Below are 15,067 nucleotides of genomic sequence, written 5' to 3'. Positions count from 1 at the left end.
TGAGGGCAGTTTTTAGCGGAGGCGGTGAGCAATGGAAAAAGAACGCATTATTCAGGAATTTGTGCCGGGGAAACAGGTCACGCTGGCGCATCTCATTGCGCACCCCGGCGAAGAACTGGCGAAAAAAATTGGCGTTCCCGAAGTGGGCGCCATCGGCATCATGACGCTGACACCAGGCGAAACCGCGATGATTGCCGGTGACTTAGCCCTGAAGGCGGCAGAGGTACATATTGGCTTTCTCGATAGATTCAGCGGCGCGCTGGTTATCTACGGCTCGGTAGGTGCGGTAGAAGAAGCGTTATTACAAACGGTCAGTGGTCTGGGTCGGTTATTAAATTTCACTTTGTGCAATCTGACAAAAAGTTAATCAGAAGCGGCGATGAAACGTATTGCGTTTGTCGGTACGGTGGGGGCGGGGAAAACAACGCTCTTTAATGCGCTACAGGGGAATTATTCTCTCGCCAGAAAAACACAGGCCGTGGAATTTAATGAGAATGGCGATATTGATACGCCAGGGGAATATTTTAGCCATCCGCGATGGTATCACGCCTTAATTACCACACTGCAGGATGTCGATACGTTGATTTATATACACGCGGCAAATGATAAAGAAAGTCGCTTACCTGCCGGGCTGTTGGATATCGGCGCCAGTAAACGACAAATCGCCGCTATCAGCAAAACGGACATGCCGGATGCCGACGTCGCCGCAACGCGACAACTCCTTCGCGGGATGGGGTTTCAGGAGCCGATTTTTGAGCTCAATAGCCATGACCCGCGCAGTGTGCAGCACCTGGTGGATTATCTGACTGAGCTCAGCCAAAAGGAGGAAAGGGCAGGTGAAAAAACTTATCACAGCTAACGATATTCGTGCGGCCCACGCACGCGGTGAACAGGAAATGTCGGTTGTTCTGCGCGCCAGCATTATCACCCCGGAGGCTCGCGAAGTGGCGGAGGTACTGGGCGTTACCCTCAGCGAATGCGAGGAATCCGCGCTAAGCGCCGCCGCTGCACCGACTGCGGTGGACGAGAGCAAAACGGAAAGCCAACGCCTTCGCGAAACCATCATTGCACAGTTACCGGAAGGGCAGTTTACCGAAAGCCTGGTGACCCAACTGATGGAAAAAGTCATGAAGGAGAAACAGTCGCTGGAGCAAGGCGGCATGCAGCCGAGCTTTCACTCGGTGACCGGCAAAGGCGGCGTCAAAGTCATCGACGGCAGTAGCGTGAAATTGGGTCGTTTTGACGGCGCACAGCCTCACTGCGTGGGGTTAACCGATCTGGTGACCGACCAGGACGGTAGCAGCATGGCCGCCGGGTTCATGCAGTGGGATAACGCCTTTTTCCCCTGGACGCTGAACTACGACGAAATCGACATGATTCTGCAAGGCGAGTTGCACGTTCGCCACCAAGGCGAAACCCTGATTGCTAAAGCCGGGGACGTGATGTTTATCCCGAAAGGTTCCAGCATCGAATTTGGTACGCCCTCGACGGTGAAGTTTCTGTATGTGGCCTGGCCTGCGAACTGGCAGTCCTGCTAAGGCGGCTGTATGAAGGATTTCATTACCGAAGCATGGCTCAGAGCAAATCATACGCTCAGCGAAGGGGCTGAAATTCATCTCCCCGCTGACGCTCGCCTGACGCCATCTGCCCGGGAATTACTGGAAAGCCGACGTCTGCGCATTAAGTTTATCGACGAGCAGGGCAGCCTGTTTCTTGATAACGAAGACCAGCAGCCGCAGCCGGTGCATGGGTTAACCAGCAGTGATACGTCTCCACAGGCCAGCTGCGAACTGTGTCATCAACCGATGTTGAAGAAACCAGATACGCTGACGCATCTGACGGCGGACAAGATGGTCGCTAAAAGCGATCCGCGCCTGGGATTTCGCGCTGCGCTGGACAGCACTATCGCGTTGGCTGTGTGGCTGCAGATAGAGCTGGCGCAACCGTGGCAGCCGTGGCTGGCGGATATCCGTTCGCGCCTGGGCAACATTATGCGCGCTGACGCGATGGACGAGCCACTGGCAGCACAAGCTATCGTCGGCTTAAGTGACGAAGATTTACATCGGCTTTCGCATCAGCCGCTGCGCTATCTGGACCACGACCATCTGGTGCCTGAAGCCAGCCACGGCCGTGATTGCGCGTGGCTTAATCTGCTGCGTACCAAAGTCCGTGAAACGGAGACGGTGGCGGCGCAGGTTTTCATCACCCGTAGTTTTGACGTTGTGCGACCGGACATCCTGCAGGCACTCAACCGCCTTTCCAGTACGGTCTACGTGATGATGATTTTAAGCGTTGTGAAGCACCCGCTGACGGTTAGCCAAATTCAACAGCGACTGGGGGAGAAGCCATGATCATTGAACGTGCTCGTCAACTCGCCCAGCGTTCGCCTGCACGAGTGGTGTTCCCGGATGCGCTGGATGTTCGGGTGCTGAAGGCAGCAAATTACCTGCACCAGCAGGGCCTGGCACATCCCATTCTCGTCGCCAGTCCGTTTACGCTGCGCCAGTTTGCCCTCAGCCACCGGGTGGCGATGGATGGCATTCAGGTTATCGATCCGCAATTCAACCTGCCAATGCGTGAAGAATTTGCGCTGCGTTGGCGGGCCCGTGCGGGAGATAAAACGCCTGAGGATGCGCTGGAAAAACTCAACGATCCGCTGATGTTCGCCGCGGCAATGGTCAGCGCGGGCAACGCTGACGTCTGTATTGCGGGCAATCTGTCGTCGACGGCAAACGTGCTGCGCGCCGGATTACGCATTATTGGGCTACAGCCGGGCTGTAAAACACTGTCGTCAATTTTCCTGATGCTGCCGCAGTACCTCGGGCCGTCATTAGGGTTTGCCGATTGCAGCGTCGTGCCGCAGCCCACCGCCGCACAGCTGGCGGATATTGCGATTGCCAGCGCGCAGACATGGCAGGCGATCACAGGTGAAGCACCGCGCGTGGCGATGCTGTCGTTTTCAAGCAATGGCAGCGCTCGCCATCCCAACGTCGCAAACGTGCAGCAGGCAACTGAGATTGTTCGTGAACGTGCTCCGCAGCTTAGCGTGGATGGCGAACTGCAATTTGATGCCGCCTTTGTTCCGGAGGTCGCCGCACAAAAAGCGCCCGCCAGTCCGTTAAAGGGCCATGCCAATGTGATGGTCTTCCCGTCGCTGGAGGCCGGCAATATTGGCTACAAAATCGCTCAGCGTCTGGGAGGGTATCGTGCAGTGGGGCCGTTGATTCAAGGGCTGGCCGCCCCGCTTCATGATCTTTCTCGCGGTTGTAGCGTACAGGAAATTATCGAGCTGGCGTTAGTGGCAGCCGTGCCGCGCCAGACTGACGTGAGTCGTGAAAACGCCTCGCACACACTGGTTGTTTAGGTCCCGTTCTGGACCCTTTTATGAGGAAAACACAATGGAAGCATTAGGAATGATTGAAACCCGGGGCCTGGTTGCACTGATTGAGGCTTCTGACGCGATGGTCAAAGCGGCACGCGTGAAACTGGTTGGCGTGAAGCAGATTGGTGGCGGTCTGGTCACTGCGATGGTCCGTGGCGACGTAGCGGCATGCAAAGCCGCAACGGACGCAGGTGCTGCGGCTGCACAGCGTCTTGGCGAGCTGGTTTCCGTACACGTGATCCCGCGTCCGCATGGTGATCTGGAAGACGTGTTCCCGATCGGCTTTAAAGGCGACAGCAACGACATATAAGTCGTCGATGTGACGCCACAACCTTCATTGCTGGCGTCATCCTCTCTCCTTTTCACATGACCTTCTGTGAAAGGTAGGGGTAAAACAGGCCACGGAGGCGCGTATGAAACTGGCCATCGTCACAGGACAAATTGTTTGTACCGTACGTCATCAGGGGCTCGCACACGACAAGTTGCTGATGGTGGAAATGATTGATGAATGCGGAAATCCCGATGGGCAATGTGCGGTTGCTATCGACAGTATCGGGGCGGGAACCGGCGAGTGGGTGTTGCTGGTCAGCGGTAGCTCAGCCCGCCAGGCGCACCGTAACGAATCGTCACCTGTCGATCTGTGCGTGATTGGCATTGTTGATGAAGTGGTGGCTGGTGGTCAGGTGATCTTCCATAAATAAGGCAGAAAATCATGAATCAACAGGATATTGAACAGGTTGTGAAAGCGGTGCTGCTGAAAATGAAAGACAGCAGCCAACCCGTCAGTGCCGTTCAAGAAATGGGCGTTTTTGCCTCCCTGGATGACGCAGTGGCGGCAGCAAAACTGGCTCAGCAGGCGCTGAAAAGCGTCGCCATGCGCCAATTGGCTATCGCGGCTGTGCGTGAGGCGGGCGTGAAGTACGCCAGAGAATTAGCGGAACTTGCCGTCACAGAAACCGGCATGGGACGAGTTGAAGATAAAGTTGCCAAAAACGTGGCACAGGCGCGTGGCACGCCGGGGGTGGAATGCCTGTCTCCACAGGTCCTGACCGGCGATAACGGCCTGACACTGATTGAAAATGCGCCGTGGGGCGTGGTGGCCTCGGTGACGCCATCCACCAACCCGGCCGCGACCGTCATTAACAACGCTATTAGCCTGATTGCCGCTGGCAACAGCGTGGTCTTCGCACCGCATCCGGCTGCTAAAAGTGTGTCTCAGCGCGCTATCACTCTGCTCAACCAGGCGGTGGTTGCCGCAGGTGGCCCGGCAAACCTGCTGGTGACCGTGGCCAATCCGGATATCGAGACCGCCCAGCGTCTGTTTAAGTACCCAGGTATTGGCTTGCTGGTAGTGACCGGCGGTGAAGCCGTAGTGGATGCCGCGCGTAAGCACACCAACAAACGTCTGATTGCCGCCGGGGCAGGTAATCCGCCGGTGGTGGTTGATGAAACGGCCGACCTGGCGCGCGCGGCGCAGTCGATCGTCAAAGGCGCTTCGTTTGACAACAACATCATCTGCGCCGACGAAAAAGTGCTGATCGTGGTCGATAGCGTCGCGGATGAACTGATGCGTCTGATGGAAAGCCAGCATGCGGTGAAGCTGACTGCGGCTCAGGCCGAACAGCTGCAACCGGTGCTGCTGAAAAATATCGATGAGCGCGGTAAAGGCACGGTCAATCGCGACTGGGTAGGCCGTGACGCAGGAAAAATCGCTACGGCGATAGGGCTGAATGTGCCGGAGCAAACCCGGCTGTTATTCGTCGAAACCTCAGCGACGCATCCGTTTGCTGTCACCGAACTGATGATGCCGGTGCTACCAGTCATGCGGGTTGCCAACGTCGATGAAGCCATTGAACTGGCGGTCAGGCTTGAAGACGGCTGCCACCATACGGCGGCGATGCATTCGCGCAATATCGACAACATGAACCGCATGGCAAATGCCATTGATACCAGCATTTTCGTCAAGAACGGACCGTGTATTGCCGGTCTGGGACTCGGTGGCGAAGGCTGGACCACGATGACCATTACCACGCCAACCGGGGAAGGGGTGACCAGCGCGCGTACGTTTGTGCGTCTGCGTCGCTGTGTGTTGGTGGACGCCTTCAGAATTGTATAAGGAGTCAAAGAGATGGCGCACGACGAACAATGTTGGCTGACACCCAGGCTGCTAAAAGCGGCCACGCTCTGTAACCAGACACCTGCTACCAGCGATTCACCGCTGTGGCTGGGCGTTGATTTGGGAACCTGTGATGTGGTGTCGATGGTTGTCGACAGCGACGGGCAGCCGGTTGCGGTTTGTCTGGACTGGGCCGATGTCGTGCGCGATGGCATCGTCTGGGATTTCTTCGGCGCGGTGACCCTCGTTCGCCGCCATCTCGATACGCTCGAACAACAGCTGGGTTGCCGTTTTACCCATGCGGCAACCTCGTTTCCACCGGGAACGGACCCGCGAATTTCTATCAACGTGCTGGAGTCTGCCGGGCTTGAAGTGAGTCATGCGCTCGACGAACCGACCGCGGTGGCAGACCTGTTGCAGCTCGATAACGCTGGCGTGGTGGATATCGGTGGCGGTACCACCGGGATTGCAATTGTGAAGCGGGGCAAGGTGACCTACTCCGCCGATGAAGCGACTGGCGGGCATCACATTTCTCTGACGCTGGCCGGGAACCGTCGCATTCAACTCGAGGAAGCCGAGCAGTACAAGCGCAGCAACGGCAAGGAAATCTGGCCGGTGGTGAAGCCGGTCTACGAAAAGATGGCGGAAATCGTGGCCCAGCATATTGCCGGACAAGACGTTGCTGACTTGTGGCTGGCCGGTGGCTCCTGTATGCAGCCGGGCGTTGAGGAACTGTTTCGTCAGCGTTTCCCGGAGCTGCAGGTGCATTTGCCCCAGCACAGCCTGTTTATGACCCCGCTGGCGATTGCAAATAGCGGAAAAGAAAAAGCGGAAGGACTCTATGCAAGCTGAATTGCAGACCGCGCTCTTTCAGGCATTCGATACCCTGAATCTACAACGCGTAAAAACGTTTAGCGTTCCCCCGGTGACGTTATGTGGACTGGGAGCGCTCAGTACCTGCGGACAGGAAGCACAAACGCGCGGGTTGACGCATCTGTTCGTCATGGTTGACAGCTTCCTGCATCAGGCGGGGATGACCGCCGCACTGGAGCGCAGCCTGGCGATGAAAGGCGTGGCGATGACGCTGTGGCCCTGTCCGGTGGGCGAACCGTGCATTACGGACGTCTGTGCGGCGGTCGCGCAATTGCGTGAAGCGAAGTGCGATGGCGTGGTGGCCTTCGGCGGCGGTTCGGTACTGGATGCCGCAAAGGCAGTGGCGTTGCTGGTGACCAACCCCACCCAGACGCTGACTGACATGGACGAGCGCAGCCCGTTACGCCCGCGTCTGCCGCTGATTGCCGTACCGACTACCGCCGGAACCGGTTCAGAAACCACTAACGTTACGGTGATTATCGACGCCGCGACCGGACTCAAACAAGTGCTGGCCCACGCAACACTGATGCCTGATGTGGCGATCCTTGACGCTGCGCTGACGGAAGGTGTGCCCGCACACGTCACGGCGATGACCGGGATCGATGCGCTGACGCATGCCGTTGAAGCGTATAGCGCGCTGAACGCGACGCCATTTACCGACAGCCTGGCGATCGGCGCGATGGCGATGATTGGTAAATCGCTGCCGAAGGCCGTCGGCTACGGACAGGATCTGGCTGCGCGGGAAAGTATGCTGCTGGCTTCCTGTATGGCCGGGATGGCGTTTTCCAGTGCGGGACTGGGGTTGTGTCATGCGATGGCGCACCAGCCGGGTGCTGCGCTGCACATCCCGCATGGACAGGCTAACGCCATGCTGCTGCCCACGGTAATGGGGTTCAACCGCCTGGTGTGTCGTGAGCGCTTCAGCCATATCGGACGGGCGTTAACCAACAAGAAGTCGGACGATCGCGATGCCATCCATGCGGTCAGCGAGCTGATTAGCGAAGTAGGCCAGACCAAACGACTCTCTGACGTTGGGGCAAAACCCGAGCATTACAGCGCATGGGCTCAGGCCGCGCTGGAGGATATTTGTATACGCAGTAACCCACGCACCGCCACGCAGGCACAGATTATCGACCTGTACCTGGCTGCCGGGTAATGCCTGTAGGCCGGATAAGGTGCTCGCACCGCCATCCGGCAATAGCACGGCGTGAGTGCCGGAGGCGACGTAAACGTCTTATTCGGCCTACAAATCACACATGACAGGGAGTAGGGGCTATGGGAATTAACGAAATCATCATGTACATCATGATGTTCTTTATGCTGATTGCCGCCGTGGACAGGATCCTGTCGCAGTTCGGCGGTTCGGCGCGCTTCCTCGGAAAGTTCGGTAAAAGCATTGAGGGGGCGGGCGGCCAGTTTGAAGAAGGTTTTATGGCGATGGGCGCGCTGGGCCTGGCGATGGTCGGTATGACCGCGCTGGCACCGGTACTGGCGCATGTGCTCGGGCCGGTGATTATTCCGCTGTACGAAATGCTGGGCGCGAACCCGTCGATGTTTGCCGGAACGCTGCTGGCGTGCGATATGGGCGGCTTCTTCCTGGCGAAAGAACTGGCGGGCGGCGACGTTGCGGCGTGGCTGTATTCTGGCCTGATCCTCGGCGCGATGATGGGGCCGACGCTGGTCTTTTCCATTCCGGTTGCGTTGGGGATTATTGAACCGTCTGACCGTCGTTATCTGGCACTGGGCGTGCTGGCCGGCATTGTCACCATTCCAGTTGGCTGTATTGCGGGGGGATTGGTCGCGATGTACTCCGGCGTCGAAATCAACGGGCAACCGGTGGAGTTCACCTTCGCGCTGATCCTGATGAACATGATCCCGGTGCTGATCGTGGCCGTGCTGGTGGCGCTGGGATTGAAATTCATCCCGGAAAAAATGATCAACGGTTTCCAGATCTTCGCGAAATGCCTGGTGGCGCTGATCACCCTCGGCCTGGCGGCAGCGGTTGTCAAATTCCTGCTCGGCTGGGAGCTGATTCCAGGTCTTGATCCTATCTTCATGGCACCGGGAGACAATCCGGGTGAAGTGATGCGCGCCATCGAAGTGATCGGCTCTATCTCCTGCGTGCTGCTCGGCGCGTACCCCATGGTGCTGCTGCTGACTCGCTGGTTTGAAAAACCGCTGATGAACGTCGGTAACCTGTTAAAAGTCAATAACATTGCGGCTGCAGGCATGGTCGCGACGCTGGCAAACAATATCCCCATGTTCGGCATGATGAAGCATATGGATACCCGCGGCAAAGTGATCAACTGCGCTTTTGCTGTCTCCGCGGCCTTCGCTCTGGGTGACCACTTAGGTTTCGCCGCTGCCAACATGAACGCGATGATCTTCCCGATGATTGTCGGCAAGCTGATTGGCGGCGTGACGGCGATAGGTGTGGCTATGCTGTTGGTACCGAAAGATGAAAATGTGCCCGCAGCCGTAGAAACCAACCTGGAGACGCAATCGTGAATACTCGCCAGCTACTGAGCGTCGGTATCGATATCGGCACCACCACCACTCAGGTGATCTTCTCGCGCCTTGAGCTGGTCAACCGTGCGGCTGTGTCGCAGGTGCCGCGCTACGAATTCATCAAACGCGAAATTAGCTGGCAAAGCCCGGTGTGCTTTACCCCTGTTGATAAGCAGGGCGGGTTGAAAGAGGCCGAACTTGAGGCGCTGATCCTCGCCCAGTATCAGGCGGCGGGGATCAAACCTGAGACCGTCGATTCCGGTGCCATCATCATTACCGGGGAAAGTGCCAAAACCCGCAATGCGCGACCGGCGGTGATGGCGCTCTCCCAGTCGCTGGGGGATTTCGTGGTTGCCAGCGCCGGTCCGCATCTGGAATCGGTGATTGCCGGTCACGGTGCGGGAGCTCAAACCCTCTCTGAGCAAAAGGTGTGCCGCGTGCTGAATATCGACATCGGTGGCGGGACGTCGAACTACGTTCTGTTCGATGCCGGAAAGGTCAGCGGTTCGGCCTGCCTGAACGTTGGTGGGCGGCTGCTTGAAACGGACGGTCAGGGGCGAGTGGGGCATGCGCATCCGCCGGGACAGAGGATTGTTGATGACGTATTGGGTCCGGGCACTGATGCCCGAACCCTCAACGCGGCGCAACTTGTTGAGGTGGCCCGACGGATGGCGGCGCTGATTGTGGAGGTGATTGACGGCACGCTGTCACCGCTGGCGCAGGCACTGATGCAAACCGGTCTGCTGCCAACTGGCGTGAAGCCGGATGTGATTACGTTGTCCGGTGGGGTGGGCGAGTGCTACCGCAACCAACCTGCCGATCCTTTCTGTTTTTCTGATATCGGGCCGCTGTTAGCGACGGCGCTGCATGAACATCCGCGCCTGCGTGAGATGAAGGTGCAGTTCCCGGCGCAAACCGTGCGCGCCACGGTGATTGGCGCCGGTGCGCATACGCTGTCGCTTTCGGGCAGCACTATCTGGTTAGAAGGCGTGGCGCTTCCGCTGCGCAACCTGCCGGTGGCGATCCCGGTTGATGAGACTGATTTGGTTGCCGCCTGGCAGCAAGCGCTGATGCAACTCGATCTGGATCCGCAAACGGACGCCTACGTGCTGGCATTGCCCGGTTCGCTGCCGGTGCGCTACGCCTCGCTGTTAACCGTTATTGATGCGCTGCTGGCCTTTGTCGCGCGCTATCCGAATCCGCATCCCCTGCTGGTGGTCGCCGAGCAGGATTTTGGTAAAGCCCTGGGCATGCTGTTACGCCCGCATTTACAGCAACACCCGCTGGCGGTCATCGATGAGGTGGTTGTCCGGGCGGGGGACTATATCGACATAGGTACGCCTCTTTTTGGCGGATCGGTTGTGCCGGTTACGGTGAAATCACTCGCATTTCCTTCCTGAAGGAACGACTTATGAAACTAAAGACCACATTGTTCGGCAATGTTTATCAGTTTAAGGATGTTAAAGAAGTGCTGGCAAAAGCCAACGAACTGCGTTCGGGGGATGTGCTGGCAGGGGTTGCTGCAACCAGTTCGCAGGAGCGCGTGGCGGCCAAGCAGGTGCTGTCGGAAATGACGGTGGCGGATATCCGCAATAACCCGGTGATTGCCTATGAAGAGGACTGCGTGACGCGTCTGATTCAGGATGACGTCAACGAAACGGCTTATAACCGCATCAAAAACTGGAGCATCAGCGAACTGCGCGAGTACGTGCTGAGCGATGAAACCTCCGTTGATGATATTGCGTTTACACGCAAAGGGTTAACGTCGGAAGTGGTCGCTGCGGTAGCAAAAATCTGCTCTAACGCGGACCTGATCTACGGCGGTAAGAAAATGCCGGTGATCAAAAAGGCCAACACCACCATCGGTCTGCCGGGCACCTTCAGCTGCCGTTTACAACCGAACGACACCCGTGATGACGTGCAGAGTATTGCCGCACAAATTTACGAAGGGCTGTCCTTTGGGGCGGGCGATGCGGTGATCGGCGTTAACCCGGTAACGGATGACGTGGACAACTTAAGCCGCGTCCTCGATACCGTGTATGGCGTTATCGACAAATTCAACATCCCGACCCAGGGCTGCGTACTGGCACACGTGACCACCCAGATCGAAGCGATTCGTCGCGGCGCGCCTGGCGGGCTGATTTTCCAGAGTATCTGCGGTAGCGAGAAAGGCTTAAAAGAGTTTGGCGTTGAGCTGGCTATGCTGGATGAAGCACGCGCAGTGGGCGCTGAGTTCAACCGCATCGCCGGGGAAAACTGCCTGTACTTCGAAACCGGGCAGGGGTCTGCGCTCTCCGCCGGTGCGAACTTCGGTGCCGATCAGGTGACGATGGAAGCACGTAACTATGGGCTGGCGCGCCACTACGATCCGTTCCTGGTGAACACCGTGGTGGGCTTTATCGGGCCGGAGTATCTCTACAACGACCGTCAGATTATTCGCGCGGGTCTGGAAGATCACTTTATGGGTAAGCTGAGCGGCATTTCAATGGGCTGCGACTGCTGCTACACCAACCATGCTGATGCTGACCAGAACCTCAACGAAAACCTGATGATTCTGCTCGCCACCGCTGGCTGCAACTACATCATGGGCATGCCGCTCGGTGACGACATCATGCTCAACTATCAGACCACCGCGTTTCATGATACCGCCACCGTCCGTCAGTTGCTGAATTTACGGCCGTCGCCGGAGTTTGAACGCTGGCTGGAATCCATGGGCATTATGGCAAACGGTCGCCTGACCAAACGGGCGGGCGATCCGTCACTGTTCTTTTAATGACGCGGGGATGACACATCATGGATCAAAAGCAGATTGAAGACATTGTACGTAGCGTGATGGCATCAATGGGGGAGCCGCAACAGCAGGCTCAGACGCCGTCAGAACAAGAAAAATCCAGCACCACGCCAGGCGCCGCGCCGACGGATGAAAGCTGTGCGATGGACTTAGGCTCAGCGGAAGCCAAAGCATGGATTGGCGTTGAGGATCCGCACCGTCCAGAGGTCTTGACTGAGTTGCGTCGCAGCACCGCCGCGCGTGTCTGTACTGGCCGTGCCGGTCCACGTCCGCGCACCCAGGCGCTCCTGCGTTTCCTGGCGGACCACTCGCGTTCGAAAGATACGGTGTTGAAAGAAGTGCCGGAAGAGTGGGTAAAAGCCCAGGGGCTGCTGGAAGTGCGCTCGGAAATCAGTAACAAGAACTTGTATCTGACACGTCCGGATCTGGGGCGTCGTCTGAGTGCGGAAGCCATTGAAGCGCTGAAATCACAGTGTGTAATGAACCCGGATGTGCAGGTGATTATCTCTGATGGCCTGTCGACTGACGCTATCACCGCCAACTACGAAGAGATCCTGCCGCCGCTGTTGTCGGGCTTAAACCAGGCCGGACTGAAGGTCGGGACGCCGTTCTTTGTTCGCTATGGTCGCGTGAAAATCGAAGATCAGATCGGCGAACTGCTGGGCGCGAAAGCGGTGATCCTGCTGGTTGGGGAACGTCCGGGCCTTGGCCAGTCTGAAAGCCTTTCCTGCTACGCCATCTATTCGCCACGAGTGGCGACGACCGTTGAAGCTGACCGTACCTGTATCTCGAACATTCACCAGGGCGGGACGCCACCGGTTGAAGCGGCGGCGGTGATTGTGGATTTGGCCAGGCGCATGCTGGAGCAAAAAGCATCCGGCATCAATATGACCCGTTAAGGAGGCATCATGCCAGCATTAGATTTGATCAGACCTTCCGTCACCGCCATGCGCGTGATTGCCTCGGTAAATGACGGTTTTGCCCGTGAACTTAAACTAGCGCCACAGATACGCAGCCTCGGACTCATCACAGTCGATTCTGATGACGTGGCGTACATTGCCGCAGACGAAGCGACAAAACAGGCCATGGTTGAGGTGGTTTATGGCCGCTCGCTGTATGCCGGTGCGGCGCACAGTCCCTCTCCAACCTCGGGCGAAGTCCTGATTATGCTTGGAGGGCCAAACCCGGCCGAAGTTCGCGCAGGTCTGGACGCGATGGTGGCCCATATTGAAAGCGGTGCGGCGTTCCAGTGGGCGAATGATGCCGAGGATACCGCTTTCCTGGCGCATGTCGTTTCGCGTACCGGGTCCTATCTCTCGGCTACCGCAGGATGCCGACCTGGCGATCCGATGGCGTATCTGGTGGCACCGCCGCTGGAAGCGACAGTGGGCATTGATGCAGCACTGAAATCTGCCGATGTTCAACTGGTGACCTATGTCCCGCCGCCGTCAGAAACCAACTATTCGGCTGCGTTTTTGACCGGGAGCCAGGCCGCGTGTAAAGCTGCATGTAACGCCTTTGCCGATGCCGTTCTGGAGATTGCCCGTCATCCAGTCCAGCGCGCGTAAGAGAGGTTGTGATGATCAATGCACTGGGATTACTGGAAGTGGATGGCATGGTGGCTGCCGTGGAGGCGGCGGATGCCATGCTGAAAGCCGCGAACGTGCGTCTGCTCAGCCACGAAGTGCTCGATCCTGGCCGGTTGACGCTGGTGGTGGAAGGCGATCTGGCGGCGTGCCGCGCAGCGCTTGATGCTGGCAGCGCAGCCGTAGCGCGTACAGGCCGTGTTATCAGCCGTAAGGAAATAGGCCGGCCGGACGAGGACACCCAGTGGCTGATCGGCGGTTTTAAGCGCCAGCCGAAGAAACCAGAACAGAAGCCAGACGGAAAAGCAGAGAAGACGCAGGACGCCCCGTTGACGCCTGAATCCTCCGGGCAACTTCTGACGCTGTTGGCATCGGTCCGTCAAGGAATGACGGCAGGGGAAGTGGCTGCCCACGTTGGCTGGTCACTTGATGAAGCCAGAAAGGCGCTGGAACAGCTCTTTTCTGACGGAGTGTTGCGTAAACGCAGTAGTCGCTACCGCTTAAAAAATTAATCAGTCGGAGGGCCGGGGCTTCGTTGAAGCTTCCGGCTTAAAAGATCATGAAAAAGAACCGTACTGCCGACCTGCACCATCTTTATCATGAAGCATTACCCGAAAACGTTAAACTTACGCCGAAAGTGGAGGTGGACAACGTTCACCAGCGGCGAACAACGGATGTGTATGAGCATGCGCTGACGATTACCGCATGGCAGCAGATCTACGACCAGCTGCATCCGGGAAAATTTCATGGCGAGTTCACGGAAATCCTGCTTGACGATATTCAGGTGTTCCGTGAATACACCGGACTGGCGCTGCGTCAGTCGTGTCTGGTCTGGCCGAACTCCTTCTGGTTTGGTATTCCGGCCACGCGCGGCGAACAGGGATTTATTGGCACCCAGTGTCTGGGGAACGCTGAGATTGCCACCCGCCCGGGCGGGACGGAGTTTGAACTGAGTACGCCGGATGATTACACCATTCTGGGGGTCGTTATTTCAGAAGAGGCCATTGCCCGTCAGGCCAATTTCCTGCATAACCCGGAAAAGGTGCTGCATATGCTGCGTAACCAGTCGGCGCTGGAAGTGAAAGAACAGCACAAAGCCGCGCTATGGGGCTTTGTGCAACAGGCGCTGGCGACCTTTAGCGAGAACCCGGAACACCTCCACCAACCCGCGGTACGCAAAGTGCTGGGCGATAATCTGCTGCTGGCGATGGGCACCATGCTGGAAGAAGCGCAGCCGATGATCACGGCCGAGAGCATCAGCCATCAGAGCTATCGTCGCCTGCTGTCGCGTGCGCACGAATATGTGCTGGAAAATATGTCCGAACCGCTGACCGTACTCGACCTGTGTAATCAGCTGTATGTTAGCCGCCGGACGTTGCAAAACGCCTTTCACACGATACTTGGTATTGGTCCGAATGCCTGGTTAAAACGTATTCGTCTGAATGCCGTGCGTCGCGAGCTGATAAGCCCGTGGTCGCAAAACCCGACGGTCAAAGAGGCTGCCATGCAGTGGGGATTCTGGCATCTGGGGCAGTTTGCCACCGACTACCAGCAATTGTTTGCGGAGAAACCGTCGTTAACGCTGCATCAGCGTATGCGCCACTGGGCGTAATGGAATTATTGTGCCGGATGCGACGCTAATGCGTCATATCCGGCCAACGGGGCGATGTCTGTGTTGTCGGGTGGCGCTTACGCTTACCCGACCTACGGGGCGGTGTCTGTGTTGTCGGGTGGCGCTTACGCTTACCCGACCTACGGGGCGGTGTCTGTGTTGTCGGGTGGCGCTTACGCTTACCCGACCTACGGGGCGA

The 15,067-nt window shown here is 57.6% G+C and carries 17 protein-coding genes; all 17 read left to right on the top strand.

What is annotated here, in order from left to right; all coding sequences use genetic code 11:
* Positions 1–31 precede the first annotated feature (31 nt).
* The 17 genes from eutS to eutR all read left to right on the top strand — a co-directional run bounded on the left by eutS (position 32) and on the right by eutR (position 14,868).
* A complete protein-coding gene (gene eutS, locus ACI2I2_RS12290; RefSeq protein ID WP_330982969.1) occupies positions 32–367 on the top strand; it encodes an ethanolamine utilization microcompartment protein EutS in 336 nt (111 codons plus the stop codon).
* A gap of 12 nt (positions 368–379) precedes the next feature.
* Complete coding sequence (eutP, locus tag ACI2I2_RS12285) at positions 380–859, top strand: ethanolamine utilization acetate kinase EutP (RefSeq protein WP_404658157.1); 480 nt, start codon at positions 380–382, stop codon at positions 857–859.
* Positions 837–1,538, top strand: a complete 702-nt coding sequence (gene eutQ, locus ACI2I2_RS12280; protein WP_404658156.1) for an ethanolamine utilization acetate kinase EutQ — start codon at positions 837–839, stop codon at positions 1,536–1,538. Before eutP ends, eutQ begins: the two co-directional genes overlap by 23 nt.
* A 9-nt stretch (positions 1,539–1,547) precedes the next feature.
* Entirely contained in the window at positions 1,548–2,351 is an 804-nt protein-coding gene (gene eutT, locus ACI2I2_RS12275) for an ethanolamine utilization cob(I)yrinic acid a,c-diamide adenosyltransferase EutT (RefSeq protein WP_404658155.1), read from the top strand.
* Positions 2,348–3,364 carry a phosphate acetyltransferase gene (gene pta, locus ACI2I2_RS12270; RefSeq protein ID WP_404658154.1) on the top strand — a complete coding sequence of 339 codons (1,017 nt, stop codon included), beginning with the start codon at positions 2,348–2,350 and terminating at the stop codon, positions 3,362–3,364. The genes eutT and pta overlap by 4 nt, the downstream gene beginning before the upstream one ends.
* Positions 3,365–3,398: 34 nt before the next feature.
* Positions 3,399–3,692 carry an ethanolamine utilization microcompartment protein EutM gene (gene eutM, locus ACI2I2_RS12265; RefSeq protein WP_330982964.1) on the top strand — a complete coding sequence of 98 codons (294 nt, stop codon included), beginning with the start codon at positions 3,399–3,401 and terminating at the stop codon, positions 3,690–3,692.
* Positions 3,693–3,795: 103 nt separating this feature from the next.
* Positions 3,796–4,083, top strand: coding sequence for an ethanolamine utilization microcompartment protein EutN (gene eutN, locus ACI2I2_RS12260; RefSeq protein ID WP_404658153.1), 288 nt, complete (start codon positions 3,796–3,798; stop codon positions 4,081–4,083).
* An 11-nt stretch (positions 4,084–4,094) separates the two neighbouring features.
* Positions 4,095–5,498, top strand: coding sequence for an aldehyde dehydrogenase family protein (locus ACI2I2_RS12255; protein WP_404658152.1), 1,404 nt, complete (start codon positions 4,095–4,097; stop codon positions 5,496–5,498).
* A gap of 12 nt (positions 5,499–5,510) precedes the next feature.
* Positions 5,511–6,350 carry an ethanolamine utilization protein EutJ gene (gene eutJ / locus ACI2I2_RS12250; protein WP_404658151.1) on the top strand — a complete coding sequence of 280 codons (840 nt, stop codon included), beginning with the start codon at positions 5,511–5,513 and terminating at the stop codon, positions 6,348–6,350.
* Entirely contained in the window at positions 6,340–7,527 is a 1,188-nt protein-coding gene (gene eutG / locus ACI2I2_RS12245; protein WP_404658150.1) for an ethanolamine utilization ethanol dehydrogenase EutG, read from the top strand. Before eutJ ends, eutG begins: the two co-directional genes overlap by 11 nt.
* Before the next feature lie 119 nt (positions 7,528–7,646).
* Positions 7,647–8,879, top strand: coding sequence for an ethanolamine utilization protein EutH (eutH, locus tag ACI2I2_RS12240; RefSeq protein WP_404658149.1), 1,233 nt, complete (start codon positions 7,647–7,649; stop codon positions 8,877–8,879).
* A complete protein-coding gene (gene eutA, locus ACI2I2_RS12235; RefSeq protein WP_404658148.1) occupies positions 8,876–10,279 on the top strand; it encodes an ethanolamine ammonia-lyase reactivating factor EutA in 1,404 nt (467 codons plus the stop codon). The genes eutH and eutA overlap by 4 nt, the downstream gene beginning before the upstream one ends.
* Before the next feature lie 11 nt (positions 10,280–10,290).
* Positions 10,291–11,652: an ethanolamine ammonia-lyase subunit alpha gene (eutB, locus tag ACI2I2_RS12230; protein WP_404658147.1), complete on the top strand. Its 1,362-nt coding sequence runs from the start codon at positions 10,291–10,293 to the stop codon at positions 11,650–11,652.
* Positions 11,653–11,672: 20 nt separating this feature from the next.
* Positions 11,673–12,569: an ethanolamine ammonia-lyase subunit EutC gene (gene eutC, locus ACI2I2_RS12225; RefSeq protein ID WP_404658146.1), complete on the top strand. Its 897-nt coding sequence runs from the start codon at positions 11,673–11,675 to the stop codon at positions 12,567–12,569.
* 9 nt (positions 12,570–12,578) lie between these two features.
* Positions 12,579–13,238, top strand: a complete 660-nt coding sequence (gene eutL / locus ACI2I2_RS12220; protein ID WP_404658145.1) for an ethanolamine utilization microcompartment protein EutL — start codon at positions 12,579–12,581, stop codon at positions 13,236–13,238.
* 11 nt (positions 13,239–13,249) lie between these two features.
* Positions 13,250–13,768: an ethanolamine utilization microcompartment protein EutK gene (gene eutK / locus ACI2I2_RS12215; protein ID WP_404658144.1), complete on the top strand. Its 519-nt coding sequence runs from the start codon at positions 13,250–13,252 to the stop codon at positions 13,766–13,768.
* A 47-nt stretch (positions 13,769–13,815) separates the two neighbouring features.
* Complete coding sequence (gene eutR, locus ACI2I2_RS12210) at positions 13,816–14,868, top strand: HTH-type transcriptional regulator EutR (protein ID WP_404658143.1); 1,053 nt, start codon at positions 13,816–13,818, stop codon at positions 14,866–14,868.
* Positions 14,869–15,067 lie beyond the last annotated feature (199 nt).

Origin of the sequence: Scandinavium sp. NPDC088450 (genome assembly GCF_044900545.1) — a bacterium.
Taxonomy (GTDB): domain Bacteria; phylum Pseudomonadota; class Gammaproteobacteria; order Enterobacterales; family Enterobacteriaceae; genus Scandinavium.
Note: the sequence above shows the minus strand (reverse complement) of the source record. Positions and strands in the feature narration are given on the sequence as shown.